This window comes from Frankia sp. AgB32, assembly GCF_023243045.1.
Classification (GTDB): Bacteria; Actinomycetota; Actinomycetes; order Frankiales; family Frankiaceae; genus Frankia.
Genome location: NZ_JALKFX010000013.1, coordinates 66,676 through 92,332, shown reverse-complemented (window position 1 = coordinate 92,332; position 25,657 = coordinate 66,676). Strand labels below are relative to the sequence as shown.

The following is a 25,657-nucleotide window of genomic DNA, read 5'->3' as shown; positions in this document are numbered from 1 at the left end:
GCCGAGCGCGACTTCTTCGCCGTCTGGCCGGACATCTCCGCGCGGCGGTACCGCCGCGGGCGGGCCTGACGGCGCCCCCCCCCCCGGCCGGCGGCCGGGGGGGGGGGGCGGGGGGGGGGGGGGCCGGCCGCCCGGGGGGCGGCGCCGGCCGGCCGCCGAAACGGTCAGTTGTCGTGGAAGGCGAGCCGGTCGGACAGCCAGACGAGGACCATCGCGACCCCGGTGAAGGCGGCGAAGAACACCACACCGGCCGCAGCCGCCAGGCCCGCGTCGAAGCTCTTGAAACCGTAGTTCCAGAGCAGGTAGTAGATGTTCGTCGTCGCGCTGACCGGCCCGCCCTGGGTGAGTGTGTCGATCAGCGGGAACGTCCACGTGCCGGCCAGCAGCACCGTCGTGAGCAGCAGGAACACCAGCGTCGGCGAGAGCAGCGGCAGCGTCAGCCAGCGGGTCGCCTGCCAGCGCGACGCCCCGTCGACCGAGGCGGCCTCGGCGTAGTCGCCGTTGATCGAGGCGAGCCCGGCGGCGACGACGAGCACGGCGAAGCCGAGCATCTGCCAGCCGACGATCCCGGTGATGGACAGCAGCGCCGGGACCCGCTCGTGCAGCCAGTTGATCTTCAGTCCGGTCGCGCGGTTGAGCACCCCGGAGCCCGGAGTGAGGATCCACTCCCAGACCGCGGCGCTCGCCACCGGCGCCACCAGGAACGGCGCGAAGATCAGCGCCTGGTAGACCGTCCGCGCCCGGCCGCGCACCTCGCGGGAGAGCAGGCCGACCACGATCGGGATGACGATGGTGAACGGCAGCAGCAGGCCGATCATCAGCACGGTGCGCAGCACCGAGTCGCCGACCTCGGGCAGGGTGAACACCCGGTGGAAGTTGTGCCAGCCGACCGGGATCGCCGGTGTCGTGGGCGAGAGGTTCCACGAGTAGAACGAGTACTGGGCGGTCTCGACCAGCGGACGGTAGATCCACACCACGAGCAGGCCCAGCGCCGGCGCGAGATACAGGTACGGCACGACGCCCCGGCCGAGCAGCCGGCTGATGCCGCGCACCGACCGGCGCCGCGTCGCCGTTGCCTCCGCTGCGGTGGCGGCGGCGGCCTCGGCCAGGGTCGGGGGAGCGATCTCGACGAACACGGCTACGCCTCCGGGGTCGTCGTCGGGGTGAGCCTGCGGACGTAGGCCAGCCAGTCGGCCCCGTCCCGGTTGTACAGCTCGCCGGCGTCCTCCAGCGGCACGGCCGTCGCGACGAACTGGCCGTCGATCAGGTCGATGCGGCTGAAGCCGCCGGCGGACAGGCCGCGGTGGCGCCCGGCCGGCGGCAGCCCGTCGACCTGGTAGGCGAGCGCCGGGCAGATCCACACCGGGATGCCGGCGATGGAACCGGCGCCGGCGTGGTGGGAGTGCCCGGACAGCACCATCCGCACGTCCGTGTCCTCGATCACCTTGGCGAGGCGTTCGGCGGCGGCCAGGCGCAGCAGGTGACCGGCCGGCACGGGGGAGGGCAGTGGCGGATGGTGGACGACGAGCAGGGTGCCGCGCGGTGCCGGTTCGTCGAGCACGTCCGCGAGCCACGAGAGCTGCTCGTCGGTGAGCCAGCCGTCGTGCCGGCCGGGGGTGGTCGAGTCCAGCACGACGACCCGCACGCCGTCGAGGTGGTGGACGAGGTCGCAGGGGTCGGCGGGGGCGGCGGGGCCCGTGGTGGACGCGCTGGGCGCGCCGCCGAGCAGCTCGGCGCGGAACGCCGGGCGTTCGTCGTGGTTGCCCATCGCGTACACGACGGGGGCGCCCAGGTGGTCCGCCAGCGGCTCGATCACCGAGCGCAGCCGCTGGTAGGACTCGGTTGCGCCGTCGTTGGTGAGATCCCCGGTGAGCAGGATCCCGGCGACCGGACCGGCTGAGGCGGCCACCGTCGCGGCGACAGACTCCAGCATGGCGAAGGTGTCGAGCCGGTCATGTACCAACTGGCCGCGAGGGACGAGGTGAGTGTCGCTCACCTGGATCAGGGTCATCTCGGCCGGTCCGGTCGTCGTCATCGCTGTCAGGCCTTCGGCATCAGGGCGGCGCCCTGCTTCTCGGCGGCGGTCAGTGTCGACTGCGGGTCGGCACCCTGGTAGACGGAGCGCTCGACGGCGTCCATCATCCCGTCCCGGATCTGCAGGTAGTTGTTACCGGGGATCGAGATCCACGGCTCCATCTTGTCCAGCTGGGCGATGTTCGGCACGATCAGCGGGTTCTCCTTGGCCCAGCCCTGCAGACCGGCCGGGTCGTCGACGAGCCCGGTGCGCAGCGGCAGGTAGCCGATCTTGCTGGAGATCTCGGTGTAGGCCTGCTCGCTGGTCAGGAACTTGATGAGGTCCCAGCCGGCCCGCTGCTTCGCCGGGTCCTTGGACAGGACGAACAGCGACGCGCCGGAGTTCGTGGCGATCGCCGGCTTGTCGCCGTAGCTCGGCATCCGGGCGGCGCGCAGGTCCCAGTTGGCGCCCTTGGCACCCTTCTGGAAGGTGGCCTGGATCGCGCTGGTCTCCAGGAACATGCCGATCTCACCGCGGGCGAAGCTCTCGTACGCCTGCTTCTGGCCGAGGACCGGGGTCAGGCCCTCCTTGACGTAGCGCTGCGCGTCCGTGACGACCTGCACGGCCGGGGCCTGCGAGTAGGTGAGCTGGGTGCGGTCCTTGGAGATCACCCGGCCGCCGTTGGAACGGACCAGGCTCTGGAAGCACCAGTCCTTGGCGATCTTCGTGAGGCAGTCCAGGTACAGACCCTTGTCGCCGGTCTTCTCGACGATCGCCTTCGCGGCCGTCTCGGCCTCGGCCCAGGTCGTCGGCGGCTTCGCCGGGTCCAGGCCGGCCTTGGTGAACAGCGAGGCGTTGTAGTACAGAACCGGGGTCGAGAAGACGAACGGAACGCCGTAGGTCTTGCCGTCCCAGTCGGCGAGGGTCCGCGCGGTGGGGGCGTACGGGTACTTCGCGCCGTCGAAGTTCTTCTGGACGGCGTCCTTGCCGAACAGGGCGTCGAGGTTCTGCGCGCCGAGGGAGTGAATGGTGAAGTCGAGGTCGCTGAAGCCGACCTGCGCGACGTCCGGCGACGAGCCCGCGGCGATCTGGCTCTGCAGGCTGGAGATCGTGTCGGCCGCCGGGTTAGGGCTGGAGCCCTTCGGCTTCTGCGGCGTGACGTGGATGTTCGGGTAGGCCTTCTCGAACTTGCCGATCAGGTCGTTGAACGTGTTGGTCCAGGCCCCGGCCTGGCCGAAGTTGTAGCTCTCGAAGACGATCGAGACCTTCTGGTCCTTGCCGAGCTCAGGCACCTTTGCGGCAGGGGTGCTGCTGGCCTGCGTGGCGTCCCCGCCGGGCGAGCCGCAGCCGGCCAGGACGGACACGGCGGTTGCGGCGGCGATCGCCACCATCGACAGTGATCGGCGGGTGAACGGTCTTCTCACGGGACGCTCCTCGGCGGCGTGAAAGGGGTGTGACGGGAATTTCCGGGACGTCTGAGCCGGGCGCGGCCCGTCCCTGGGACCGCGCCCGGTTCCGCGCGGGTTGCGGCGCCGGGTCAGGTGGTGAGGCGCCGACTCAGGTGGTGACGGGCACCCGAGCGGCAGGAATGGAACTGTGCTGGTCCGGCCGCCAGACGAGGCGGCGCCCCGACTCGCGGTCGAACAGGTGGGTGTGTTCGGGCCGCACCTGCAGCGCGACGGTGTCGCCGGCGGCGAGCCCGGCGGGCCGGCGGGCTCGCACGCGGACCTCGCCGTCGCCGACGATGACGTGGGCGATCTCCTCGCTGCCGAGGTTCTCCACGGTGCGGACCTTGCCGCGCAGCGCCGGCACCGCCGCGTCGTCGTCGGCCGCGTCGGCGTGCGTCGCGGTCAGGTGTTCGGGGCGGACGCCGAGCTGCACCTCGCGGCCGGCGGACGGGTCCGGCTCGCCGTCGGCCGACCGGGGCACGTCGATGCCCAGCGGCACGTCGACGCCGACGGCGACCGCGTGCAGCCGGCCGTCCCGGGTGGTGACCTCGGCCGGGATGAGGTTCATCGGCGGGGAGCCGAGGAAGCTCGCGACGAACGCGGACGCGGGGGAGTCGTACACCTCGGTCGGCGTCCCCACCTGCTCGAGGCGGCCCTTGTTGAGCACGGCGACCGACGTCGCCATCGTCATCGCCTCGACCTGGTCGTGGGTGACGTAGACGAAGGTGCGCCCGAGCCGGCGGTGCAACTCGGTGATCTCCGTGCGGGTCGCGGTGCGCAGCTGGGCGTCCAGGTTCGACAGCGGCTCGTCCATGAGGAACGCGCCGGGGTCGCGCACCAGGGCACGCCCGAGGGCGACCCGCTGGCGCTGCCCGCCGGAGAGCTCCCGCGGCCGGCGGTTGAGCAGCGCCGACAGGTCCAGGATCTGCGCCACCTCGGCGACCCGGGTGCGGATCTCGGCCCGGTTGCGGCGCTTGGCGCGCAGCGGGAAGCCGATGTTGCGGGCAACCGTGAGGTGCGGGTAGAGCGCGTAGCTCTGGAACACCATGGCCAGGTCGCGGTCGCGGGCGGGAGTGTCGGTGACGTCGCGGTCATCGACGAGGATCTGGCCCTCGCTCGGCGCGATGAGACCGGCGATGGTGCGCAGCAGCGTCGACTTCCCGCAGCCACTCGGCCCGAGCAGCACGAGGAAGTCGCCGTCGGCGATGTCGAGGCTGACGCCGTCGACGGCCGTCGTGTCCTGGTAGCGCCGGGTGACGTTCCGGACGGTGATGCGACTCACTGGCTCCCCCTGACGGTCCCGCGGCTTCCACCGGACTGGCGTCGTGTCCCGAGTGGTGCCGGCCCCGGACCGGTTTTTCCGGATCGCGGCGCCGCTCTGTCGATGAATTTCCGGCGTCCGAACCGTGCATGTGCCGAATACTTCGGTGTCTGCGAGCAGCAGAATTCCAGCAGGTCTCGGTGTCCGCGCGGTGAACGGGTCGCAACCAGAGGGTCGTTGACCGCCCCTGATTGAAGTTTTGAATGGCACGAGAGGAACCGGTCCCGGCGGCGTCCGCGGTCGCCGCCATGCGCTAGGCCGAAGGCTTCTCGGGCACGCGCCGTTCACGAATCCAGCCGGCCACCGCGGGACCGATGACGGCGGCGTCCTTCACCCAGGCGAAATGGTCTCGGTGGGCGACTCCGGACGTGGCGGTGATGTGCCAGCGGTCCAGCCGGGCCCGCGGCATCCGCCGACACAGGAAGTCCACGTTCGACTTCGGCCCGAGCCGGTCGGCGTCCAGCGAGATGGCCAGCACCGGAACGTCCAGCTCAGCCAGTAGACGGTCATAGTTCCGGGTCGTGCCGGCGGGGCGGTAACGGCTGGTGAGGGAATGCCGGGCCCAGTCCGTCATCACCCGGCCCGGCATGGCGCCGCCGATGAGCATTCCGCCCGGCCAGTAGCCGCGCACCCGCGCGACCAGGCCAATCGTCTGGATGGAGTACAGGGCCTCCGCCCAGCGCCGCCAGCCGAAGGCCTTCCAGTAGACGGTGCCTGTTCCGATGACGCACACCCCGGCGACCTCGCCGAACTGGTCGGCCGTGCCGGTCCCGCCGGCCGTGGTGGCCGTGCCGGCGCGGGCCTCGGCGGCCGCCGCCGACGCGTGCAGCAGGCTGAGCTGGCCACCCAGGCTGTGCCCGAACAGATGGGGCCGCACGCCGGGGAAGCGGGCCCGCACCGCGGCCAGCACCCTCGGCAGGTCGACCTCGATGAGCTCGCGGTAGCCGAAGGTCGGCTGGTCGTGCAGGCCGGGATGGGCCTCGCCCTGCGCGCGCAGATCGGTCGTCACCACCGACAGGCCGGCGGCGTGCAGCGCCTTCGCGATCGGCAGGTAGAACTTCGCCTTCAGCGCCATCGCCGGCATGATCAGCACCACCGGTGCCGCCGGGTCGGCCGCCGGCAGCACCCGCAGCACGAACGAGACACCCCCCTCGCTCGCCACCGGGATCGACTCCAGCGTGGTGAACTCACCGCGGCGCTTTCCGCCGTCCCCGGCGGGGGCGGTGGGGGCGGCGGACTGCTCCGCGGGTGGCCCGACCTCGACGGGCGGCGGCGCGGGCCGGTCCGTGGGAGTGGTCTCGGTCATGGCGTCGGGACCTGCGGCGCGGCGACCATCTCGGCGACGTAGGCGAAGCGGATGACGCCGATCTGCGTGCCGGCGGCGTCGTGCAGCTGCGCCCGGCCGTCGAGCTCGATCCGCTCGCCCGGGCCGGCGGCGAGCACCCGGCGGGCGCCGCGCTCCTCGACCGTGGCGACGGCGCGGACGAGGCCCTTGCCGGGCCGGCGGAACGACGACCAGCTGTCGCGCACGACGAGCCAGGCGACATCGGCGATCCGCTCGGCCGTCGCGCCGACGAACGCGCAGGCCCCGGCGATGTCGGCGGCGAGGAACTGGGCGCCGGCGTGCACCGTGCCCATCTGGTTGGTCAGCTCGGCGCGGTCGGGGATCTCCACGACGGCGTGCTCGGCGTCGACCTCGGTGACCTCGACGCCGACGAACGCGCCGAACGGCACGACCTGGTTGGCCAGGCGCCGGATGTGCTCGAAGTCCGGGACGACGGCGCCTGGCCGGGCGAAGGCCGCGAACGCCGACTCATGCGGAGCCAGGACTGACGGGTTGCTCACCGTGCTCTCCCAACGGGGTCGGACCCAGTGGTCCTCGGACGGGGAATCAGGCGGGGCGGGATGGTGACGCGCGCCGGGTCAGCCGGCACGCCCGGTGCCGGCGGCGCGGCGCAGCACCCGGCGCGCCACCGACATCCGCAGCACCTCGGAGGGGCCCTCGTAGATGCGGAACGCCCGGGCCTCGACGAGGAACCGGCCCACCAGGTAGTCCTCGCAGACGCCGAGCCCGCCGAAGAGCTGCACGGACCGGTCGAGAACCCGCCACACCGCCTCGGAGACGAACGTCTTCGTGATCGACGCGCCGTGGCGGGCCGCCGAGCTGGTGGCTCCCTGCTCGTCGAGGGTCGCCGCGGTGGCGTGGACGAGCGCCCGGGCCGCCGCGATGTCGATCTCGTTGTCCGCGACGAGCCCCTGCGCCAGGCCGTGCTCGGCGATCGGGACGCCGAAGGAGTGCCGCTGGGTGATGTGCGCCGCGGACAGGGCATGCGCCCGGTTCGCGAGGCCGAGCCAGTTCATGCAGAACGTCAGCCGGGACGGCGCGAGGCGGGCGCTGGCGTACTCCAGCCCCATGCCGACCTCGCCGAGCACCGCGTCGTCGGGCACCCGGCAGTCGTCGAAGACCACCTCGCAGTGCCCGCCCGGGGCGCTGGTGAAGTCGAGCGTCGGCATCCGCCGGACCACCCGCATGCCCGGGTTGCCGGCGTCCACCAGGAACATCGTCGGCCCGAGGTCGGTGCGCGCCACGGCGATCGTGAACCCGGCGCCGTCCGCGCCGGTGGTGAGGTGCTTGGCGCCGCTGATCGACCAGTCGCCGCCGACGCGGGTCGCTGTCGTGCGCAGCATGCCGGGGTCGGAACCGGTGCCCGGCGCGGGCTCCGTCATCGCGATCGCCGAACGCACCGCACCGCTTGCCAGCGGCGCGAGGTAGCGCTCGCGCTGCTCGGCGGTGCACGCGGCCTCGAGCAGGTGGATGTTGCCGTCGTCGGGCGCCCAGCAGTGCAGCGCCAGCGGCCCGACGAGGCTCTCGCCGGCGGCGCCGAGCACGTGCGCCTGACCGCGGAAGTCCAGGCCGAGCCCGCCGTACTCCACCGGGGACAGCGGCCCGAAGACCCCTGCCCGCCGGGCGGCGGCGTTCAGGTCGAGGCGCAGCTCGTCGGTCACCGGCCGCCGGTCGACGATGATCTCGCGCTCGACCGGGATGACCGTCTCCCGCACGAACCGCGCGGTGCGGGCCGCCAGCTCCGGCGCGGTGGCCACCGGGCGGGGGGCGTCCGGCGAGGCCGGCAGATGCGCCTCGCCCGGCTCGAGAAGGGTCTCGCTCACGCGTGTGCTCCCAGCTCGTCGCGGCGCTCAGGGCCGTCCGGGGTTCCGCCCGGCCTGCGCCGTCGCGTTCCGATCATCGTTTCGCCCGGTCATCACACCCGGTCGTACAGTGTTCACCAGCCTGGCGGGCGCGGACCTTCCGCTTTTCGCCGCCGCTGTTCGGGCCAGCCGCGAAATGCGCGGTGCGCCGGGCCATTGTTGCGAGCGAGCGCTGTTGTGGCCACCGGCCATCAGGGTTTTCGATGGGGTGATTGCCGTTGTATTGATCGGTGTTGGCGGGGCGGTCGGGATGAGACGGTTTGCGGGTGACTTCCGCATCTCGCTGGACGGCCCTGCGGGTGGACGAGGCGACGCTGGCCGCTGAGGACGTGCTGGTCATCGCCCTGACCGATCCCCAGGGAGAGGCTTTGGAGCGCTGGGAACCCGGCGCCCACATCGATATCAGGCTACCCGCCGGAGAGATCCGCCAGTACTCCTTGTGCGGAGATCCGGATGATCGACGATCGTGGCGGATCGCCGTGCTCCGCGAGGAAATCAGCCGCGGCGGGTCCCATTACATCCATGAACAGGTCGTGACCGGTTCGGAAATTACGGTCGGCCAGCCGAGGAACAATTTTCCCCTCGTCGAGGGCGCTTCCTACCGGCTGCTGGCCGGCGGAATCGGCATCACCCCGTTCCTGCCGATGGTGCGTGAACTCGCCCGCCGCGGCGCCGACTGGCAGCTCTACTACGGCGGGCGCACCCGTTCGCGGATGGCGTTCCTGCCGGAGCTCGCCGCCTACCCGGACCGGGTGCACGTGCTGCCCGAGGACAGCGCCGGCCGGTTGCCCGTCGCCGACGTGGTCGCCGGGCTCGACGACAACGCGAGGCTGTACTGCTGCGGCCCGGAGGGCCTGCTCGCGGCGGCCGAGAAGGCGTTCGCCGACCGCGGTGTCGGCAGCCTGCACCTGGAGCGGTTCCGGCCCCGGCCGCAGGACGACGACCCTGAGGAGCAGCGCGGGTTCGAGGTGCGCCTGGCCCGCTCCGGCCGGACGATCCAGGTCGGCGCGCAGCAGTCCCTGCTCGACGCGCTGGACCGCGCGGGCCTCGACATGCCGTCCTCCTGCCGGGAGGGCACCTGCGCGAGCTGCGAGACTCCCGTGCTCGAGGGGGAGATCGACCATCGGGACTCCGTGCTGTCCGACGACGAGCGGGCCAGCAACACCACGATGATGATCTGTGTCTCCCGGGCCCGCTCGGAGCGGCTGACCCTTGACCTCTGACCCCGGGCTGACCCCCGTCCAGCCGGCCGGCCCCGCCCCGGTGCCGGCGTCCGGAAGCGGGCACGCCGTGGTGCTCGGTGCCGGCGTCGCCGGCCTGCTCGCCGCCCGGGTTCTCACCGAGACGTTCGCCCGGGTCACCGTCCTCGACCGGGACGACCTGCCCGGCCTCCACACCGACACCGCCGCCGACCCAGCCGCCGGCGGGGCCGGGCAGTTCGGGGACCGCCGCGGCGTCCCCCAGGCCCGGCACCTGCACGCGCTGATGGACCGCGGCCGCCAGATCGTCGAGGAACTGCATCCCGGCGCCGTGGCGGAACTGATCGCCGCCGGCGCGCCCACCAGCGAGGTCCTCGTCGGCGGGCGTTACTACATGCACGGCCAGCGGCTGCGGCCGACCTCGACCGGGCTCGTCTCCGTGCTCGCGAGCCGGCCGCTACTCGAACGCACCCTGCTGCGGCGCACCGCCGCGCTGCCCGGCGTCCAGGTGCGCCCGCGCACGGCGGTGGCCGGCCTGGTCGGCAGCGCCGCCGGCGGCGAGGGCGGCGAGGGCGGGCGGGTCACCGGCGTGCGGATCCGCCCCGGCGGGGACAGCGGCGACGCCGGCCCGGGCGCCGAGACGGTGCTGCCCGCCGAGCTGGTCGTCGATGCCAGCGGGCGCAACTCCCGCAGCCTGGACTGGCTGGCCGCCCTCGGCCAGCAGTCCCCACCCATCTCACGGGTCACCGTCGACCTCGGCTACGCCTCCCGGCTCTACGAGCGCCGACCCGAGCACCTCGACGGCGAGAACAGCGTCATCGTGGCCACCGCGCCCGGGCTCATCGGCGCGGGCGTGGCCAGGACCGAGGACTCCCGGTGGATCGTCACGCTCGCCGGCCTGCTCGGCGCGCACCCGCCGACCGACGACGCCGGCTTCCTGGCGTTCGCCCGCGCCCTGCCCGTGCCGGACGTGTACGACCTCGTCCGCGCGGCCACCCCGCTGACTCCGCCCGTGCCGTTCCGGTTCCGGGAGTCGGTGCGGCGCCGCTTCGAGGCGCTGCGTGCCCCCCTCGACGGCCTCGTCGTCCTCGGCGACGCGCTGTGCAGCTTCAACCCGCTCTACGCCCAGGGCATGACGGTCGCCGCCCAGCAGGCACTGGTGCTGCGCACGGCCCTGGCCGCCGGCCTGCCCGGGGTGCCGCGCCGCTTCTACGGTGCCGTCGCCCCCGTCCTGGACGTCGCCTGGGACATGGCGACGTCCGCCGACCTGCGCTATCCGCAGGTGACCGGCCGGCGCAGCCCGCGCGGGCGGGTGACCGGCGCGTATGCCGCCCGGGCGCAGCGCCGCGCGGCCCACGACCCGCGGGTCGCCCGGACCCTCATGCGGGTGGTGAACCTCGTCGACCCACCCACCGCCCTGCTGCGCCCGGCGCTCGCCGTCCGGGTGCTCGCCCCGACCCCGCGGGCGGGTCGGGCGGCCGACCGCAGTCCCGCCCGCGCGATCGCCGATCCCGCCGAGGCCGCTCGCCCCTGAGGGCGACCGTCCGCTGCCGGCGGCGGGCGCCCGACTCCGCAGGAGGAGACCCCATGGTCACCGTCCATCCCGACACATCCCGCTCACCGAACCCGGCCGACACCGCGCGGCCGACCCTGACGCTGGAACCGCCGGCGCCGGTGTTCGCCGGCGGCGACACCCCGTCGTCCCGGCTGATCACCGAGCTGTTCGACCCGGCGAACCGGGCCGACCCGTACTCGATCTACGTCCGGCTGCGCGAGATCGGCCCGCTGCACGACGGCCCGTTCGGCCTGCCGCTGGCCACGAACCACGCCGACTGCACGGCGGTGCTCGCAAACCAGGACTGGGGCCACGACCGCGAGGCCCACCAGCTGCACCCGACGCTGCCCGCCGAGGCCTTCCCGTCCACGTTCCTGTGGATGGAGCCGCCGGACCACACCCGGCTGCGCGGGCTGGTCACGAAGGCGTTCACCCCCCGGGTCGTGCACGGCCTGCGGCCCCGGATCGAGGCGCTCGTCGAGGAGCTGCTCGACGACGCCCTGGGCGCCGGCGAGTTCGACCTCATCCAGACCCTCGCCTACCCGCTGCCGCTGACCGTGGTCTGCGAGATCCTCGGCGTGCCCGCCGCCGACCACGCGCAGGTCCAGGTGTGGTCGCAGGCGATCGCCCGAGCCTTCGACCCCGACGTGCTGATGACGCCCGAGTCGCTGGCCCACCGCAACGGGACCATCCCCGAGTTCCTCGCGTACTTCCGCGAGCTGGTCGAGCGGGCCCGTCGCGGGTCGGGCGGCGACGACCTGATCAGCCTGCTCGCCGCCGTCGAGGACTCCGGCGACCGGCTGACCGCCGAGGAGCTGCTCGGCACCTGCGTCACCCTGCTCGTCGCCGGCCACGAGACGACCGTCAACCTGGTCGGCAACGGGATGCTCGCCCTGATCCGCCATCCCGAGCAGTTCGCGCTGCTGCGCGAGCGCCCCGAGCTGATCGGCGCCGCCGTCGATGAGCTGCTGCGCTACGACTCGCCGATCCACATGAACACCCGTGCCGCGAAGCGCGAGATGACCGTGGCCGGGCGCGTGTTCGCCCCCGGTGAGGGCATCGTCGCCCTCATCGCCTGCGCCAACCGCGACCCGGCCGCCTACGCCGACCCGGAGCGCTTCGACCTCACCCGCTTCGACCGCACCCGGCCCGACGCGGCGAAGCCGTTCAGCCGGCACCTGTCGTTCAGCCTCGGCCACCACTACTGCCTCGGCGCGCCGCTCGCGCTGCTGGAGATGGAGATCCTGCTGGCGGCGGTGCTGCGCCGCATCGGCGGCATGGAGCTGCTGACCGACACCCTGTCGTACAAGCCGAACATGCTCATCCGCGGCCTGTCCGAACTCCCCGTCCGCTTCCACGCCGCCTGAATCGCCGGCGTGATTCTTCCGGCCGTTTGCTGAACCCGATCAGACCTCCGCTCCGGGTACCGACTGGGTACCCGGAGCGGCTCGGTGGGGACGGCGGAGTGGTCAAGACACATCTCTTGGTCCGCGGGTCGTCGAGGATCCGTCAGGTCCCGGCCAGGGTGGCTTCGCGCCGCCCAGGCCGGTGGCGTCACAGGGCGGCGGGGGCCAGCTCGACCGGCAGTGAGCGCAGGCCGCGGTGGATGACGCTCGGCTGGTAGTCGAGGTCGTCGGTGGCCAGGCGCAGGCCCGGTGCGCGTTCCACCAGGGTGCGGATGGCGGTCGATGCCTCCAGCCGGGCCAGCGGTGCGCCGAGGCAGTAGTGCAGGCCGAGGCTGAAGCCGAGGTGGCGGGGGGAGCGGCCGGGCTCGGCGTAGCGGGTGACGTCGAGCTCGTCCGGGGTGGTGAACACCTCGCTGTCCCGGTCCGCCGAGCCCATCAGCACGATGGCCCCGTCGCCGCGGCGGAACTGGCGGTCGCCGACGGTCGTGTCGGCGAGGGCGACCCGCATCGTGAACTGTGTCGGGGTGTCGTAGCGCAGGATCTCCTCGATCGCCGGGCCGGCCAGGTCGGGCCGCCCGCGCAGCAGTTCGAGCTGGTCGGGGTGGCGCATCAGCGCCAGGATGCCGTTGCCGACCAGGTTGATGCTGGTCTCCATGCCGGCGACGAGCAGCAGCACGCAGATGCCGATGACCTCCGCGACGGTGAGCACCTCGCCGGCCTCCTCGACCGCGACGAGCCGGCTGAGCAGGTCGTCCTCGGGGTGGGCGCGGCGGCGCGCGACGAGGTCCGTCAGGTAGCCGACGACGCCGGCGCCGGCCGCGTCCCGTTCGGCGATCTCCGCGGGGGACAGCAGCGGCTCCGGGTCGGTGCCGCGGGCGATCGCCAGCTCCCACCGCCGCAGCTGCTCGGCGTCCTCCTCGGGCACGCCGAGCAGGCGCTGCCCGACCATCGCCAGGGCCAGCGGTGACGACAGGTCCCGGACCACGTCGAGCCCGCCCTCCTCGACCGCCCGGTCGACGAGTCCGTCCACGACGCGGGTGATCATGGGTGCGAGGTCGGCGACCATCCGGGCGCTGAACGCCTTGTTGACCAGGGCGCGCAGCCGGCGGTGGTCGGGCGGGTCCATCCGGATGAACGAGCCCGGCAGGCTCTTCGCCTGGTCCCAGAAGGGGCTGAGGCGGTCGACGTTGCCGTGCCCCCATGCCTGGCTCTGCAGCACGGCGGCGCAGTCGGCGAACCGGGACAGCACGGTCACCTCGGTGTCGCCGAGCCGGACGGCGGTCGGACCCGACGTCCGCAGCTGTCGGTAGTCGGGATACGGGTCGAGCCGGTGAGCGTCGTCGAACAGGTCGAGCGCGTCGGGCACGGCGCGGCCGAGCTCTGTTGAGGTCATGTATCCCGCTCCTTCGTGGTGCGGATCCGGATGATTACCTCGGAGATGCGCGGCGCGCTGTTCCGCGCTCCCGCGGGCGTCATCGTCTGGTCGTCACCCGTGCGGGTCAAGGCGCTTTCGGCCGGCTCGGCCAGATTTCATCGTGCGATACGAAAGAAATATCGAATCCATTACCTTTCGTTCGGAATTCACCGGGCCGTCGGGTCGGCGCGGTACTGTTCCCCCCGGGCGAATTCGCGCTGATCCGGGTGATGGGTGGATCCGCGCCCGGCGGTCCCGGGCATGGTCGGAAAGGCGGCACCGTGACGACCGAATCTCCCGAGCTGGCTGGCGGCACCGCGCGGCCGGCGGCGGCCGCCGGCCCGCCGGTCCCCGCCGGCCCGCCGGTCCCCGCAGGCATGGCGGGTCCGTCGGCCGAGCTGCTCGCCGTCTTCGATCCCCGCCACCGGGCGGATCCCTATCCCGCCCTGCGGGCACTGCGCGAGGCCGGCCGCTGCCACTGGATGTCGGCCGGCTCGCCCCGCATCGGGGTGGTCACCCGGCACCCCGACTGCATCCGGCTGCTGTCAGATCCGGCTTTCGGTCATCTGACGATGGCCGAAAGCGTCTTCCGTCCGGTCACGGACGTGGAGGAAGGGCTGCGCTCGATGCTGCGGGCCAACCCGCCGACCCACACCCGGCTGCGCCGCCTGGTCAGCCGGGCATTCACCGCCGGGCGGATCGCCCAGTTCGGATCGATGGCCCGCGAACTCGCCGCCGACCTGCTCGATGACGCCGTCGCCCGCGGCGAGATCGACCTCGTCGACGCCTTCGCCCGGCCGCTGCCGCTGCGGGTCATCTGCACCCTGCTGGGCGTGCCGCCGCGGGACGAGGAGGTCTTCGGCGACTGGGCGTCGGCGCTGACCCGCGGGCTGGACCCCGACCAGATGATGTCCGCGGCGGAGCGCGCCGCGCGCGCCGAGGGCACCCGCGGCTTCCACGAGTACTTCACCGAGCTGATCGCCCGGCGCCGGGTCGAGCCTGGCGACGATCTGCTCAGCGCCCTGATCGCCGTCCAGGATCAGGACGACCGGCTGTCCGCGGCGGACCTGCTCGACCTGTGCGTGCTGCTGCTCGTCGCCGGCTACGAGACGACCGTCAACATCGTCTCGGCCGCCGTCCTCGCGTTCGCCCACGCGCCCGAGCAGTACGCGCTGCTGCGCGAGCGCCGCGAGCTGGTGCCCGCGACGATCGAGGAGACGCTGCGTTTCGACCCGCCGATCCAGTGGCTGGCCCGCTCGGTGCTGGCCGACACCGAGATCGCCGGGCACGCGGTGCGCCGCGGCGACGGCGTCATCGGCGTGCTCGCCGCCGCCCACCGCGACCCCGACGTCTTCCCGGACCCCGACCGCTTCGACGTCACCCGTTACGCCGGCCCCGGCCAGCCCGCCCGCCACCTCGGCTTCGGCCAGGGCATCCACTACTGCCTCGGCGCTCCGCTGGCCCGCCTGGAGGCCGAGATCATGCTGACCGCCCTGCTCGACCGCGTCGCCTCGATCGAGGTCACCGCCGACCCGGACTACCGCCCGCACCTGGCCGTCCGCGGCCCCCGCATGTTGCCGGTCCGCCTGATCCCGGCCTGATCGCCGAAAGGGCCGCGTCGCCGGTCTGGTGACGCCGCTAACGGGATGCCGGTGCGCCCATGGCCGCGAGGATGCGCTCCCGCTGTTTCGCCGCGTACGACGCCTGGTCGTTGAGCCGCGGAAACGGTTCATCCGGCACGGGAATCTGGAGGAAGGCACACAGGGGTTCCCAGCCCTCGGTGACGTCGAGGACAAGTAGCCGGTCCGCCGGGATTTCGCGTTTCACCGACTCGTTGTGCTCCGTGAACATGCGCAATGCGGCATCCCGGTCCCTGAAACGGCCATGGAAGGCTCCGTTCCACACCACCTGGTTCATCATCGCGATGGCGCGCCGGCCGTCCTCGCTCATCGTGGGCGGCGCCGTCATGGCCGAGCGGAGCAGTGTGTTCTCGACGCTGGAGTACCACGCTTCGGGGTCGCGGACGGTGAGGATCACCCGCGCCGACGGATAGTGTCCGCTGAGCTCACGCCAGAACAGCGCGCCCGGCCAGTCGACCGTCGAGCGGTACCCGGCATACATCTCGTCCCAGTCCGTCGGGTGCCCCTCGGCGGCGGCCGTCCAGGCCGGAATGGAGTCCCGTCGCGCGAGGACCTCATCCATGTGATGACAGGGACCGAACCCGAGCTTTTCGAGAGCCAGCTTCAGCGAGAGCGTTCCGGTACGGCCGAATCCCGCGCCGATGACGTCGATCAAAGCTCCTCCTCGGAAGGTGAGTCGCCAGAGTAGCCGCGCCGCCCAGTGTGTATCCAGTGTGTCGAATGGCAATTAGTTGACCTTCTGTAGTGGGTGTCTCTCGGTCGCTGGCCGCTACCTGCAATCCGTCGCGCAGGCCGCGGACGGTCGCCTACACGACGGCTTTCGAACCCCGCGGTCGGCGGGACGCGCGGTTATAGTCAGGTCGCCCAGCCGAACCGGCCGGGGAAGCGGGCGACGCTGCGGACGCGGGAGCGGCGTGTGATCGTGCAGGGGCACGTCCGGGCAGCGCTGCCCGACTACGACGTCGGGCCGGAGCTCGGCCAGGGCGGGTTCGGTCGTGTCTACGCCGGCCGGCACCGCCGGCTCGGCCGGCCCGTCGCCATCAAGGTCCTGGGGCTGTCCGCGTCGGACGTGTCCGCGGGAGCCGAGGTCGACGCCGAGGCGCAGATCATCGCCCGCCTCGACCATCCGCACATCGTCCGGGTGTTCGACTACGTCCGCGCGTCCGACATGGCGCTCATCGTCATGGAACTGCTCTCGGGCGGAACGCTCGCCGAGCGGGCCCACGCCGGCCTGTCGCCGCAGGCCGCCTGCGCCACCGTCGCCGCGGTCGCCGCCGCCCTGCACCGCGTGCACCGCCTCGGCCTGCTGCACCGCGACATCAAGCCGTCCAACATCATGTTCGCCGCGGACAACGCGCCGCGGCTCACCGACTTCGGCATCGCCCGGCTGCTGGAGGCCACCGGCGGCATCGCCCCGACCAGCGTGATCGGCTCCACGCCGTACCTCGCGCCAGAGGTGTTCGAACTTGCCGCCCCGGGTGTCGGGGCCGACGTGTACGCCCTCGGCGCCGTGTTCTACGAACTGCTGGCGGGCGCGCCGCCGTTCGACGTCGACCCGCGGCCGCACGTCATGGCCGAACGGCACCGCTTCGCCGTGCCCCCGCCGCTGCCGGCTCCGGCCGCCGCGTTCGAGGCGCTGACGATGCGGGCGCTGGCGAAGGACCCGGCGGACCGCCAGCCCGGCGCGCTGGCCTTCGTCGAGGAGCTCGTCGCCGTGGCCGACCGGGTGTTCGGCCCCGGCTGGCTGGCCGGCGCCGGCGTCAGCTTCCGCGGCGACGACGACCTGCGCCGCCCGGACGAGGACCCGGCCGACCCGCGCGGCCTGTTCGGCCTGCCCGGCCCGCGCGGGACGCTCCCGCTGGGCCGGCCGGTGGGAGCGGCGGATGTCGACGGGCCGCCACCGCACACGCCGGATCGTTGGCCGCCGGATCGCCGGCCGCGGGTGCCGGGCGCCGGGCGCCGGACCGGACGGATTCCGCCGCCCGGAACGCTGAGTCTGGCGCGGTGGATGCGCGCGGACCCGCCGGCGGCCCGGTTCGGCTCGGCCCGGGTGTCCGCGGCGGCGCTGGTCGCCGTCATCGTCGCCGTCGTGGCCCTGCTCGCGACGGGTGTGCTGCGGGTCGGACCGGGCAGTGGCGCCGTTGCGGCGGCTGCCCGCGCGAGCACCCCGCCGCCGACGGTCTACCCGGTGGCCGCGCCGATGCCGCTGCGCGGACTGATCAGCCTCGCCGCCGACGCGAGCGCCGGGAGCACCGCCGGCCCGGCCGGCGGGATCTACCTGACCGACTCCAGCCAGCACTCCCTGCTCCAGTTCACCGGCGCGACGGCGAGCACGCTGATCGGCCACCTGGGCGGGGACCGGGTCGGCCGACCGGGCGCGGCGCGGGACGAGCCGGCGGCGACGTCCGGCCTGCGCCGCCCGGGGGGAGTGGCCGTGCAGGCGGGCTCGGTTTTCGTGGCCGACGAGTGGAACTGCGCCGTGCGGCGGATCTACCGTCCACCCGGCCAGCCGTGGCGGGTCGAGACCGTCGCCGGGCGCCCCGCCGACGACAGCGCGGACGCGGGCATCGGCGGCGCCACGAGCGACCCCGGCTCCGATGCCGGCCACGCCCCGCCCTCGCCGGCGGACATCTGTCCGCGTGGCGCGACGACCGGCCCGACGAGTGTCGGCGCGCGGATCGGGACGCCGACCTCGGTCGCCGTCGGCCCGACTGGTGCCCTGTACGTCACCACCGGCTACGCCGGTCAGGTCTGGCGGATCGATCCGAACGCCGGCACCGGCGACTACCGGTCGACCCCGGCCACCCTCGTCGCCGGCAACGGCGTCGAGGCCGACCGCCGCATCCCCGCGACCCGCGAACGCCGGTACACCGCCGCCGCGCCCGCGACCAGGATTCCGCTGGAGAACACCTACGCGGTCGCCGTCGACGGTGCGGGCCGCGTGTTCGTCCTGTCGTACGGCGAAGGCTACGCCCGGATCCACCTCATCGACAACGGCACGATCACGACGGTCGTGCAGCGCCCCCTCGCCGACGCCGACCTCACCGCGCTGGCGCCGGCCCCCGGCGGCCGGGGAGTGCTGTTCACCGACGCCCGGTCCCGGACGGTGTGGCAGATCGCCGCCGGCCCTGGCGCCGCGGCGGGGGAGCCGACGCGGATGCTCGGCGGGACCTGCGTGGGCGACACCGAGCAGCTGTTCGGCGTCGCCGCCGACCGCGCCGGCGACCTGTACTACTCCTGCAACGATGCCACCCAGGCGTCCGTCTACCGGGTCACCGCGCGAGCCCTCGCCGCCGGCACCACCGGCCCGGGCCAGCGCGTCCTCTACTGATCGGGGCGGTCCGGCCCGACGTCGACCGCGGGCGGGGGTCGCCGTGCCGGGCGCGTCGGCCGGTCAGTCGACGCGGGCGCGGGTGATGACCTCCTCGGGGGTCAGGGGCGAGGCCGGGTGGTGGCTCAGGCACAGCGACGTGCGGATCGTCCGGAAGGTCACCGCCTCGCTGGTGGCGTAGAACTCGCCCGTGCCGAGCCGGCCGATGTCGGGCGCGTCGCCGCCGGCGGCCCGGGCCATCACCCGAGCCGCGTCGATCTGGGTGGGGGCGTTGAGCCGGCCGAACAGCTGGGTCGTCGCGTTGCCGGGGATGCCGTTGTGCAGGTTCTTCGGTGCCTGCGTCGCGAAGACCAGCCCGAGGCCGTACTTGCGGGCCTGGGAGGCCAGCGCCAGAGTGCTCGCCGTGCAGGCGGTGGACTGCCCCGCCGGGGCGAACGTCTGCGCCTCGTCCATGACGAACAGGCCGCCGAGCGGGCGCTCGCCGGCCGGGTTGCGCTTCACCCAGGAGAACAGCGCGAGCTGGAGCTGGTTGACGAAGCTCTGCCGCTGCTCGTCCTGCGGCAGCCCGATCAGGCTGATCACGGAGACGCGGGCGCGGCGTCCCGGCGCCGGGCGCAGCAGCGTCCCCGGGTCGACCGGCTCGCCCCTCCCGCCGAACAGCGGATCGTTGACCATCGCCGCCCGCAGCGCCTGGGCCAGCTCCGCCGCCCGCCTGCCCTTCGGGTCGAGATCGTCCACCACCCCGTCCGGCAGGTCGGCCAGCAGGTCGACGAAGGCGGTCAACCCGGTCCGGTTCCCGTTCGCGAAGCGTTGCAGCGCCGCGGTCAGGATCGCGCGGCCGACGCTGGCCCGATTCGTGTTCCCGGTGACGTTCGCGCGGGCCGCCAGCGTCGCGACGGCCGCGTCGACCGCCGCCGCGAACTCGTCGGGATCGTCGCGCACCCCCGCGAAGTCGGGCAGCGGCTGGAAGCTCAACGGCCGCCCGCTGTCCCGCCGCGGCGTCCAGATCACCACATCGGTCGCCGCCAGATAGTCGGCGGCCAGGTCGGCGTCCCCGTCGGCCCAGCCGGACGGCGGACTCGGCCAGGCGTCGCCGAGGCGGGCGAGGTCGTTGTTCGGATCGAGCACGATCGAGGACACCCCACGCAGCGCGCACTCCTCGACCAGTCGCCGGATCAGCACGGTCTTGCCCGAGCCGGAGCCCGCGAAGATCGCGACATGGCGGCGCAGCACCTCGAGATTCACCGGGATCGGTGTGCCGTCGGTAGCGGCTGATCCGAGGCGGAACGCCGTGGAGCTGGTCTCGGCGCCTCGATCGTCCGCCCGCGGGGCCGGCTCGTCGACAGGCGCGGTGTCGGGCGCGGTGTCGGAGTCGGGGGTCGGGTCCGCGAGGACGGTGTTCGGGTTTGCCCGGTCGGTGCCGGCGGTGGCGGCGGTGCCGGCGGCCGCGTTGGTCGCGTCGCCGAGCGCCTCGCTCAGCAGGGCCGTTGCGCTGGCGGGGCGGCGGTCGAGCAGCCACTCGCGCAGCCCGGGTGGCCGCTCGTCGAGCAGCGTGCGCAGGGCGGCGAAGGCGGCCCGGTCGGCTGGCGTCAGTGGCAGGGTCCGGCCGCCGGCGGCGTCGAAGGCGGCCAGCGCCTGCTGGACCTTCGTCCCGGTGCTCCACTGCTCGTCGCGCAGCAGGAACAGTCGCCGCCGTGGCGTGCCGGCGGAGATGGCGGCGGTGGCGGCGGTGGTGCAGGCCGCGGTGATGCGGGGCAGGATCGCGTTCCCGTGCCCGGCGGTGATCGCCCGGAAGCACCAGTGCAGCGCCTCGCCGGTCTCCGCGTCGAGCGTGTGGGTCAGCTTGGCGTGCAGCGGCGGGCGGGCGGGCGCTCGGACTCGGCTCGAGGGTGAAGTCCCGCGCGCCGGCGTTCTCCACGATCCAGGCGGACAGCCCGGCGGTCAGCAGCGTGGGCACGAGGATGTCCTCGTTGGCCGCGGTCAGACTCGGCACGGTCTCGCGCAGTTCGTCGTACTGCCGATCCAGTGCGGCCAGCAGGGTCGGATCGACGGCGGGCTGCTCGTCGGGCCCGCGGCCGCCGCCGTTCCCGCGGGGCCTCGTGGCGTCATCCGGCAGGTCCGCGCCGTCCTCCCCCGGCGTGGCGGCGAAGTCGTGCAGCTCGCGGACGACCCCGGCGGCCAGACACTCCTGCACGTGCCGGTCGATCCGCTGGAGCAGTTCGCGCGGGGTGTACTGCGGGGCCCGGTCGAAGGCGGCCCGGGTCACCGGCCAGGTCGGATAGGGCGGGACGCAGCCGACGCGGTCGTAGTCCTCCCGCAGCCGCCGTTCGATGATCTTCGCGGCGTCGGTCGTCTCGGCGAGCCGCACCAGCCGCGCGACGGGAAGCGACGCCCACGAACCCGCGTCCGGCTCCGCCGCGGCCACCGCCCCGGCCGGAGCTGTCCGCGCGCCCGACGTCGCCGGCCGTGGGGTGGGCGTCGTCCGCGCGGCCGAGGGCGGTGCCTGCCCGGTCGGCGCGGCAGCCGAGGTTGATCGCTCCGGTCGTGTCTGCGTGTACGACCCGGTCCAGGCGCGCTCGGGGGAGGCGGACGCACGCAGGGCGGGCCTTCGGGTCGGGGTGCCGGGCGCGGCACCCGAGTGGGTCGGAGCCGGCCGCGGTTCCCGCGGCCGGCTGCCGCCGCGGGCGGTGACCGCGGGACGGCGCGGGTCACCGGAGTCGCTCTTCCCACACCGACGGGCGGTCAGTGGCCCCTCGGCAGCCGGCCGGGCCGCGCGCGGGTCCAGGCTGCCGGAAGCCCGTAGTGTCCTCGCCGCATCCATCGCGGGCGGCTCGATGGTGGGAAACTCCTCCGCTCGGGTGGCTCGAGGTGCGGTGTCTGCGCGGTGGTCCGGGTCGCGGGTGGGAACAGGGAAGGCCGGTTCGTCGCCGCTGGGCGCTGGACGGCGCGGACAGGCGGGTTCGCGCAGGGGCTTCGCCCGTCCGTCGATGGCGTGCCGGACGAGCGTGAGCAGGGTGGTGCGCGCGGCCTCGGCGGTGGCGTCGACCAGGTCGATCGGAGCCAGCCGGGCAAGCAGGCCGACCGGTTCACACGCCTCGACGAGTACCGGCAGCAGCCGGCGGTCGGACCCGGACGGATTCGCCGCGACCGCCGCCTGCCATTCGGGCACATCGTCCAGGGACCGCAGATAGGCCGCGGACAGCACCAGCGGAGTGCGTTTCGCGCCCACGATCCCAGCCTGGACATGAGTACTCCAGTTCGAACCGGGAACGCAGTCCCAGGCGCGGATCAGGACCCGGTACCGGGCGGATTCCAGCTGCCAGGCGAGCCACTCGGCCCAGGCGCAATCCTGCGCAGTGTACGAAAGGAGAAAGTCCCACTCTTCTTCTACGGATTCTTCCGCCGACACCAGGTGTCACCCCCGTCGGAACCACCCCCGAATGACGGTTCCGTCGCACGATTGTGCCATTGCCTTGTGCGGCCTGGTCCACCGGCTTTCGTTGGTGTGCGGGGCAGCCAGTGCGCGGGGGCAGCCGGTGTGCGTGACAGCGGTGTGCGCGACGATGGAGGCCGGGTGGTTGTCCGGCGGCGGCGAACTCAGGTGGAGGGGGTGCGGATGGCGACCGGTGACCGGGTGCTCTACGTGGTGGCCTGCGGCGGATATCCGGCGGCGGACCTGCCGGACTTCGTCGCGTACGCCCAGGATGCGGGCTGGGACGTCTGCGCGGTCGCCACACCGGCCGCGACAGGATTCCTCGACGTCCCGCGGCTCGCCGAGCTGACCGGTCACCCGGTGCGTTCGCGGTACAAGCGGCCGGAGGAGGCGGACGTGCTGCCCCCGGCCGACGCGTTCGTCGTCGCGCCAGCCACCTTCAACACGATCAACAAGCTCGCTGCCGGCATTTCCGACACCCTGGCGCTCGGCCTGCTCAACGAGGCGCTCGGCGCGGGCCTGCCGATCATCATGGCGCCCTATCCGAACAGCGGACTCGCCGGCCATCCCGCCTACGTCGCCAGCGTGCACGCGCTACGGGCGTGGGGGGTCCGGCTGGTGTTCGGCCAACCGGGCGACCCGCGAGGCGGCGCGGACCAGCCCGGCCGCGAGAACACCACGTTCCCGTGGTCCGACCTGCGCGTCGCGCTCGCCGAACTCGCCTGATACGGCCAGCGCGGACGCGCCCGAGGTGCGATGGGAATCCGCGGGGTCAGGACGTCGGCCGTGGATCTGCTTTTCCGGTCATACCTTCTCGAGGTCGTCGACGGAGCGCAGCCCGGCCAGATCGACGTTGTTCTGCAGGTCGGTGACGGACTCGAAGGAGCCGATCTCGGTGCCGTCGGCGGCAGTGACCCGGAGCAGATAATCGGTGTACTCCTGCTCGAGCGCCGGATTGAGGAGCTCGATCCGGCTTCCCGCTCTCGTGATCCATCGCATGTATCCAGTGTGGGCTGCTCTCGAGGGCGGGTCGAGTGCCGTGTCGACCCTGTGGCAGGGGTCGGAATGCCCGCCCGCGTCCCGGACCCGGGCGGTGCGACCGGGGGCAGAAAAGGCGGTTTGGCAGCGCGAGGCGGAAAGGCGGTTCGGGAGTGTGACGATGCTGCCCCGGTCCCTGCGCCGCGGGTCTACCGGATGGCGCCCTGAGCGGCCTGCTTACGGGACGCCCGACCGTCGGCCGGTCGGACGACGTCGGTCAGGGCGGCGGCGAAGTCGTCGAACAGGGCCCGGACCTGGCCTTCGCTGTGATCACGCAGGTCGTGACCGACCCACCCGATCAGATCGCCGTTCGGGGCGTGGCGCAGCCGGACCGTGATGCCGATCGTCTCCATCCGGCCTGCCAGCGACTCCGGATCCACTGTCGCCCCGACGGCCGCGCCGAACGGGATCGGCGCCTCGCTGCCGTAGCGGGGCAGGTACTGGAACATGATGTATCCGCCGCGCTGGGAGAACCTGGGCATGTCCGGGCTGTTGGCATGGACCTCGCTGAGCGGGATGTGCGTGTGCTCGTAGGCGGCCAGCACTGCCTCGCGCGCGGTCGGCGTCAGCGTCTCCCAGGAGCTGCCGGCGGGTACGGACATCCGCAGGATCACCGGATGCAGGAACGGGCCGATCATCGTGCGGGTGTCCGGGTGACCCCGCTTCTCGATGATCGAGGGGATGGCCAGGTCCCGGCCGGGGATCCGGGCGGCCACCGCCAGGGCGAAGCCGGTCAGCAGCGCGCAGAACGGCGTGGTCCGGTGGGACAGCGCCCACCGTTCCAGCCGCCGCACATCGGCGGCGCGCAGGACGGTCGCCTGGAAGGACGCCGGAACGGGCGCGGTGCGGTCGCCGCAGTCGCGATCACAGGGGAAACTCATCGGCTGGAAGGTGCCGGAGGTCCGCAGCCAGGACCGCAGCGTCTCCTCGTCGCGGGGACGGCTGAGCTGGTGCTGGACGTAGGCGCCGTACTGTAACGCCAGCGGTGCGATGCGACGGCCGGCCAGGCGCGCCTCGTAGGCCTGGGCCAGCTCCTGGACGGCGATCGTGATCGAGCGGGCGTCGATGTAGAGGTGGTTGCAGGACAGGCCGACGAGGTGGTCGTCGTCGCTGAGTCGACTCAGGAAGCCCCGGATGACCGGCGGTCGGTCGGCGGCTATCGGCACCGCCGACCAGGCCTGGGCCAGCTCCGCGGGTGAGCGCCCGGCCGCCTCGATCCGTTCCAGCGACACCGTCCGGTGCGGGTGGACCTGCTGGCACCACATCCCGTGCTCCTGCACCAGCGTCGTGCGCAGGATGTCGTTGCGGGCGACGACGTCGTCGAAGGCGGCGTCGAGGCACTCCACGTCGAGCGGCCCGCGTACCCGGGCCGTCGAACTCAGGGTGAAGCCGGGATCCGGTTTGCCGGTCGCGGCGGCGACATCGCTGATCATCAGGATCTGCTGGAAGTCCGAGGCAGGCCAGGTCAACATGGGGCAGTGATCTCCTGGGCGAGGCGGTGGCTGTGGTCGGGGACGCTGCGGCGCACGGCGGCGAGCCGGTGTTGCGCCGCCCGGGCGAGCAGCACTCCGGGGACGTGCAGGCCGAGAGCCACTGCGGACGGCAGGATGACGACCATCGGCCGCTCAGCCTTCCTGACCGCCGGTACCGGGCATTGCCGGCGGTGCCGCGCCCGCCAGTGCGCCGAGGCTCAGCCGGCGGCGTAGCCGCGCGGTGAACTCGACGGTCCCGCCGGCGGCGCGGTAGCCGTCGAGGAATGCCTGGTCGTCCTCGATGTCCCCGAACAGGGCGAGGGACACGAAGTCGGCATACGGATCGCCCCAGAAGAACCGCTCACCGTCGATCACCCCGCCCAGCCGCGGCGGATCGTCCGCGACGAGCACGTTGCTGTCCCACAGGTCGAAGTGGACCAGCACCGGGGTGCGCACGTCCGCGAGCAGATCCAGGTTCGCCTCGACGGCCGCGCGGATCTCCACGATCGGCCGGGCCAGCTCGGTGCCTTCCCGCTCCGCCAGCGGTCGTCCCGGCAGCGCCGTCAGGACCAGGGCGTCCTGCGGCAGGACGGCGCCGTCGAACGCGGTGGCCAGCACCCGCGGGGTCGGGACGTCGGCGAGTGCGGCCGCTCGGTCGAGGAACAGCGCCTCGGAGCGCATGATGTCTCGTTCGTAGTCCGGGCACGGTGTGTCGGGCAGCGGCGCGATCTTGAGGATGACCGTGCGGCCGTCGGCGAGGCCCACCCGCAGAACCGTGTTGTAGGTGCCGCCGCCCACCGTGTCGACACTCGCCGGCGGGGCGCCGGCGCCTGACGCTTTCGCGATGAGGGAGTCGACGGCAGACTGGTCGATCTGGTGGTCGATCGCGCTGTTCATATCGGCTCCTGGAAGGGGTGACCGGGCCGCGCCTGGCACGGCCGATGTGTTCGGGACGCGGCCGTCTCCGGCGCGCACAGCCTGCTGGAGCCGCTCCAGCACCGAGACCCGCACCTCCGCGTCGGCCCGGTCGCGCATCGCCCGCGGGCCGTTTGGCTTGTGGTCAAAGGAATCCTGGATGCGCGTGAGCTGAAAATCGTAATAGCTGATCGACCGGAATTGCATGACGGTGCGGCATCCGGCAGGCCGAGGCTCGAGGCGAGGATCGGCGGCTGCTGGGGC

The 25,657-nt window shown here is 73.2% G+C and carries 20 protein-coding genes and 1 pseudogene; 6 read left to right on the top strand and 15 right to left on the bottom strand.

Annotation, left to right across the window (positions count from 1 at the left end):
- Positions 1-164: 164 nt before the first annotated feature.
- From MXD60_RS06475 to MXD60_RS06445, 7 genes are all read right to left on the bottom strand, one after another.
- Positions 165-1,136, bottom strand: coding sequence for a carbohydrate ABC transporter permease (locus MXD60_RS06475; protein ID WP_248818056.1), 972 nt, complete (start codon positions 1,134-1,136; stop codon positions 165-167).
- Positions 1,137-1,138: 2 nt separating this feature from the next.
- Positions 1,139-2,035, bottom strand: coding sequence for a metallophosphoesterase (locus MXD60_RS06470; RefSeq protein ID WP_248818055.1), 897 nt, complete (start codon positions 2,033-2,035; stop codon positions 1,139-1,141).
- 5 nt (positions 2,036-2,040) lie between these two features.
- On the bottom strand, positions 2,041-3,438 hold the full coding sequence (locus MXD60_RS06465) for an ABC transporter substrate-binding protein (protein ID WP_248818054.1): 1,398 nt from the start codon (positions 3,436-3,438) through the stop codon (positions 2,041-2,043).
- Between the two features lie 133 nt (positions 3,439-3,571).
- Positions 3,572-4,744 (bottom strand): ABC transporter ATP-binding protein, encoded by a 1,173-nt coding sequence (locus MXD60_RS06460; protein WP_248818053.1) that lies wholly within the window; start codon positions 4,742-4,744, stop codon positions 3,572-3,574.
- A gap of 292 nt (positions 4,745-5,036) precedes the next feature.
- Entirely contained in the window at positions 5,037-6,089 is a 1,053-nt protein-coding gene (locus MXD60_RS06455) for an alpha/beta fold hydrolase (RefSeq protein WP_308222385.1), read from the bottom strand.
- Complete coding sequence (locus MXD60_RS06450; protein ID WP_248818052.1) at positions 6,086-6,628, bottom strand: PaaI family thioesterase; 543 nt, start codon at positions 6,626-6,628, stop codon at positions 6,086-6,088. Before MXD60_RS06450 ends, MXD60_RS06455 begins: the two co-directional genes overlap by 4 nt.
- Before the next feature lie 78 nt (positions 6,629-6,706).
- Complete coding sequence (locus MXD60_RS06445; protein ID WP_518467461.1) at positions 6,707-7,951, bottom strand: acyl-CoA dehydrogenase family protein; 1,245 nt, start codon at positions 7,949-7,951, stop codon at positions 6,707-6,709.
- Between the two features lie 305 nt (positions 7,952-8,256).
- Here MXD60_RS06445 and MXD60_RS06440 point away from each other — a divergent pair, with 305 nt between their 5' ends.
- From MXD60_RS06440 to MXD60_RS06430, 3 genes are read left to right on the top strand one after another with little or no spacing between them, the layout of a single operon-like run.
- Positions 8,257-9,213 carry a PDR/VanB family oxidoreductase gene (locus MXD60_RS06440; RefSeq protein ID WP_248818051.1) on the top strand — a complete coding sequence of 319 codons (957 nt, stop codon included), beginning with the start codon at positions 8,257-8,259 and terminating at the stop codon, positions 9,211-9,213.
- Positions 9,203-10,723: an NAD(P)-binding protein gene (locus tag MXD60_RS06435; protein WP_248818050.1), complete on the top strand. Its 1,521-nt coding sequence runs from the start codon at positions 9,203-9,205 to the stop codon at positions 10,721-10,723. The genes MXD60_RS06440 and MXD60_RS06435 overlap by 11 nt, the downstream gene beginning before the upstream one ends.
- Before the next feature lie 53 nt (positions 10,724-10,776).
- Complete coding sequence (locus MXD60_RS06430) at positions 10,777-12,111, top strand: cytochrome P450 (RefSeq protein WP_248818049.1); 1,335 nt, start codon at positions 10,777-10,779, stop codon at positions 12,109-12,111.
- A gap of 187 nt (positions 12,112-12,298) precedes the next feature.
- Here the strand turns inward: MXD60_RS06430 and MXD60_RS06425 are convergent, their stop codons facing one another.
- Positions 12,299-13,543: a cytochrome P450 gene (locus MXD60_RS06425; RefSeq protein WP_248818048.1), complete on the bottom strand. Its 1,245-nt coding sequence runs from the start codon at positions 13,541-13,543 to the stop codon at positions 12,299-12,301.
- 302 nt (positions 13,544-13,845) lie between these two features.
- Here MXD60_RS06425 and MXD60_RS06420 point away from each other — a divergent pair, with 302 nt between their 5' ends.
- Positions 13,846-15,165: a cytochrome P450 gene (locus MXD60_RS06420; protein ID WP_248818047.1), complete on the top strand. Its 1,320-nt coding sequence runs from the start codon at positions 13,846-13,848 to the stop codon at positions 15,163-15,165.
- 37 nt (positions 15,166-15,202) lie between these two features.
- On the opposite strand, the gene MXD60_RS06415 is transcribed toward MXD60_RS06420, so the two are convergent.
- Positions 15,203-15,859: a sulfotransferase family protein gene (locus tag MXD60_RS06415; RefSeq protein WP_248818046.1), complete on the bottom strand. Its 657-nt coding sequence runs from the start codon at positions 15,857-15,859 to the stop codon at positions 15,203-15,205.
- 261 nt (positions 15,860-16,120) lie between these two features.
- Between MXD60_RS06415 and MXD60_RS06410 the strand changes: the two genes are divergently transcribed.
- A complete protein-coding gene (locus tag MXD60_RS06410) occupies positions 16,121-18,535 on the top strand; it encodes a protein kinase domain-containing protein (RefSeq protein WP_248818045.1) in 2,415 nt (804 codons plus the stop codon).
- 63 nt (positions 18,536-18,598) lie between these two features.
- Here MXD60_RS06410 and MXD60_RS06405 read toward each other — a convergent pair whose 3' ends face one another.
- Together MXD60_RS06405 and MXD60_RS29740 are read right to left on the bottom strand one after the other, a co-directional pair.
- Positions 18,599-19,780 (bottom strand): ATP-binding protein, encoded by a 1,182-nt coding sequence (locus MXD60_RS06405; RefSeq protein WP_248818044.1) that lies wholly within the window; start codon positions 19,778-19,780, stop codon positions 18,599-18,601.
- A 1,780-nt stretch (positions 19,781-21,560) separates the two neighbouring features.
- Positions 21,561-21,944 (bottom strand): annotated as a pseudogene (locus tag MXD60_RS29740) (toll/interleukin-1 receptor domain-containing protein); the annotation flags it as partial.
- Between the two features lie 207 nt (positions 21,945-22,151).
- Between MXD60_RS29740 and MXD60_RS06400 the strand changes: the two are divergent.
- Complete coding sequence (locus MXD60_RS06400; protein WP_248818043.1) at positions 22,152-22,694, top strand: flavoprotein; 543 nt, start codon at positions 22,152-22,154, stop codon at positions 22,692-22,694.
- 78 nt (positions 22,695-22,772) lie between these two features.
- On the opposite strand, the gene MXD60_RS06395 is transcribed toward MXD60_RS06400, so the two are convergent.
- From MXD60_RS06395 to MXD60_RS06380, 4 genes are all read right to left on the bottom strand, one after another.
- A complete protein-coding gene (locus MXD60_RS06395) occupies positions 22,773-22,967 on the bottom strand; it encodes a hypothetical protein (protein WP_248818042.1) in 195 nt (64 codons plus the stop codon).
- Between the two features lie 188 nt (positions 22,968-23,155).
- Positions 23,156-24,478, bottom strand: a complete 1,323-nt coding sequence (locus MXD60_RS06390) for a condensation domain-containing protein (protein ID WP_248818041.1) — start codon at positions 24,476-24,478, stop codon at positions 23,156-23,158.
- On the bottom strand, positions 24,472-24,624 hold the full coding sequence (locus MXD60_RS06385) for a hypothetical protein (protein WP_248818040.1): 153 nt from the start codon (positions 24,622-24,624) through the stop codon (positions 24,472-24,474). The genes MXD60_RS06390 and MXD60_RS06385 overlap by 7 nt, the downstream gene beginning before the upstream one ends.
- Positions 24,625-24,631: 7 nt before the next feature.
- Entirely contained in the window at positions 24,632-25,600 is a 969-nt protein-coding gene (locus tag MXD60_RS06380; RefSeq protein ID WP_248818039.1) for a phosphotransferase family protein, read from the bottom strand.
- Positions 25,601-25,657: the final 57 nt, after the last annotated feature.

What these genes read in the sequence shown, in the direction of transcription:
- MXD60_RS06425 (WP_248818048.1), bottom strand. Translation starts at nt 13,543, where the DNA reads ATGACCTCAACAGAGCTCGGCCGCGCCGTGCCCGACGCGCTCGACCTG.
- MXD60_RS06400 (WP_248818043.1), top strand. Translation starts at nt 22,152, where the DNA reads ATGGCGACCGGTGACCGGGTGCTCTACGTGGTGGCCTGCGGCGGATAT.
- MXD60_RS06430 (WP_248818049.1), top strand. Translation starts at nt 10,777, where the DNA reads ATGGTCACCGTCCATCCCGACACATCCCGCTCACCGAACCCGGCCGAC.
- MXD60_RS06455 (WP_308222385.1), bottom strand. Translation starts at nt 6,089, where the DNA reads ATGACCGAGACCACTCCCACGGACCGGCCCGCGCCGCCGCCCGTCGAG.
- MXD60_RS06470 (WP_248818055.1), bottom strand. Translation starts at nt 2,035, where the DNA reads ATGACGACGACCGGACCGGCCGAGATGACCCTGATCCAGGTGAGCGAC.
- MXD60_RS06380 (WP_248818039.1), bottom strand. Translation starts at nt 25,600, where the DNA reads ATGCAATTCCGGTCGATCAGCTATTACGATTTTCAGCTCACGCGCATC.
- MXD60_RS06385 (WP_248818040.1), bottom strand. Translation starts at nt 24,624, where the DNA reads ATGGTCGTCATCCTGCCGTCCGCAGTGGCTCTCGGCCTGCACGTCCCC.
- MXD60_RS06390 (WP_248818041.1), bottom strand. Translation starts at nt 24,478, where the DNA reads ATGTTGACCTGGCCTGCCTCGGACTTCCAGCAGATCCTGATGATCAGC.
- MXD60_RS06395 (WP_248818042.1), bottom strand. Translation starts at nt 22,967, where the DNA reads ATGCGATGGATCACGAGAGCGGGAAGCCGGATCGAGCTCCTCAATCCG.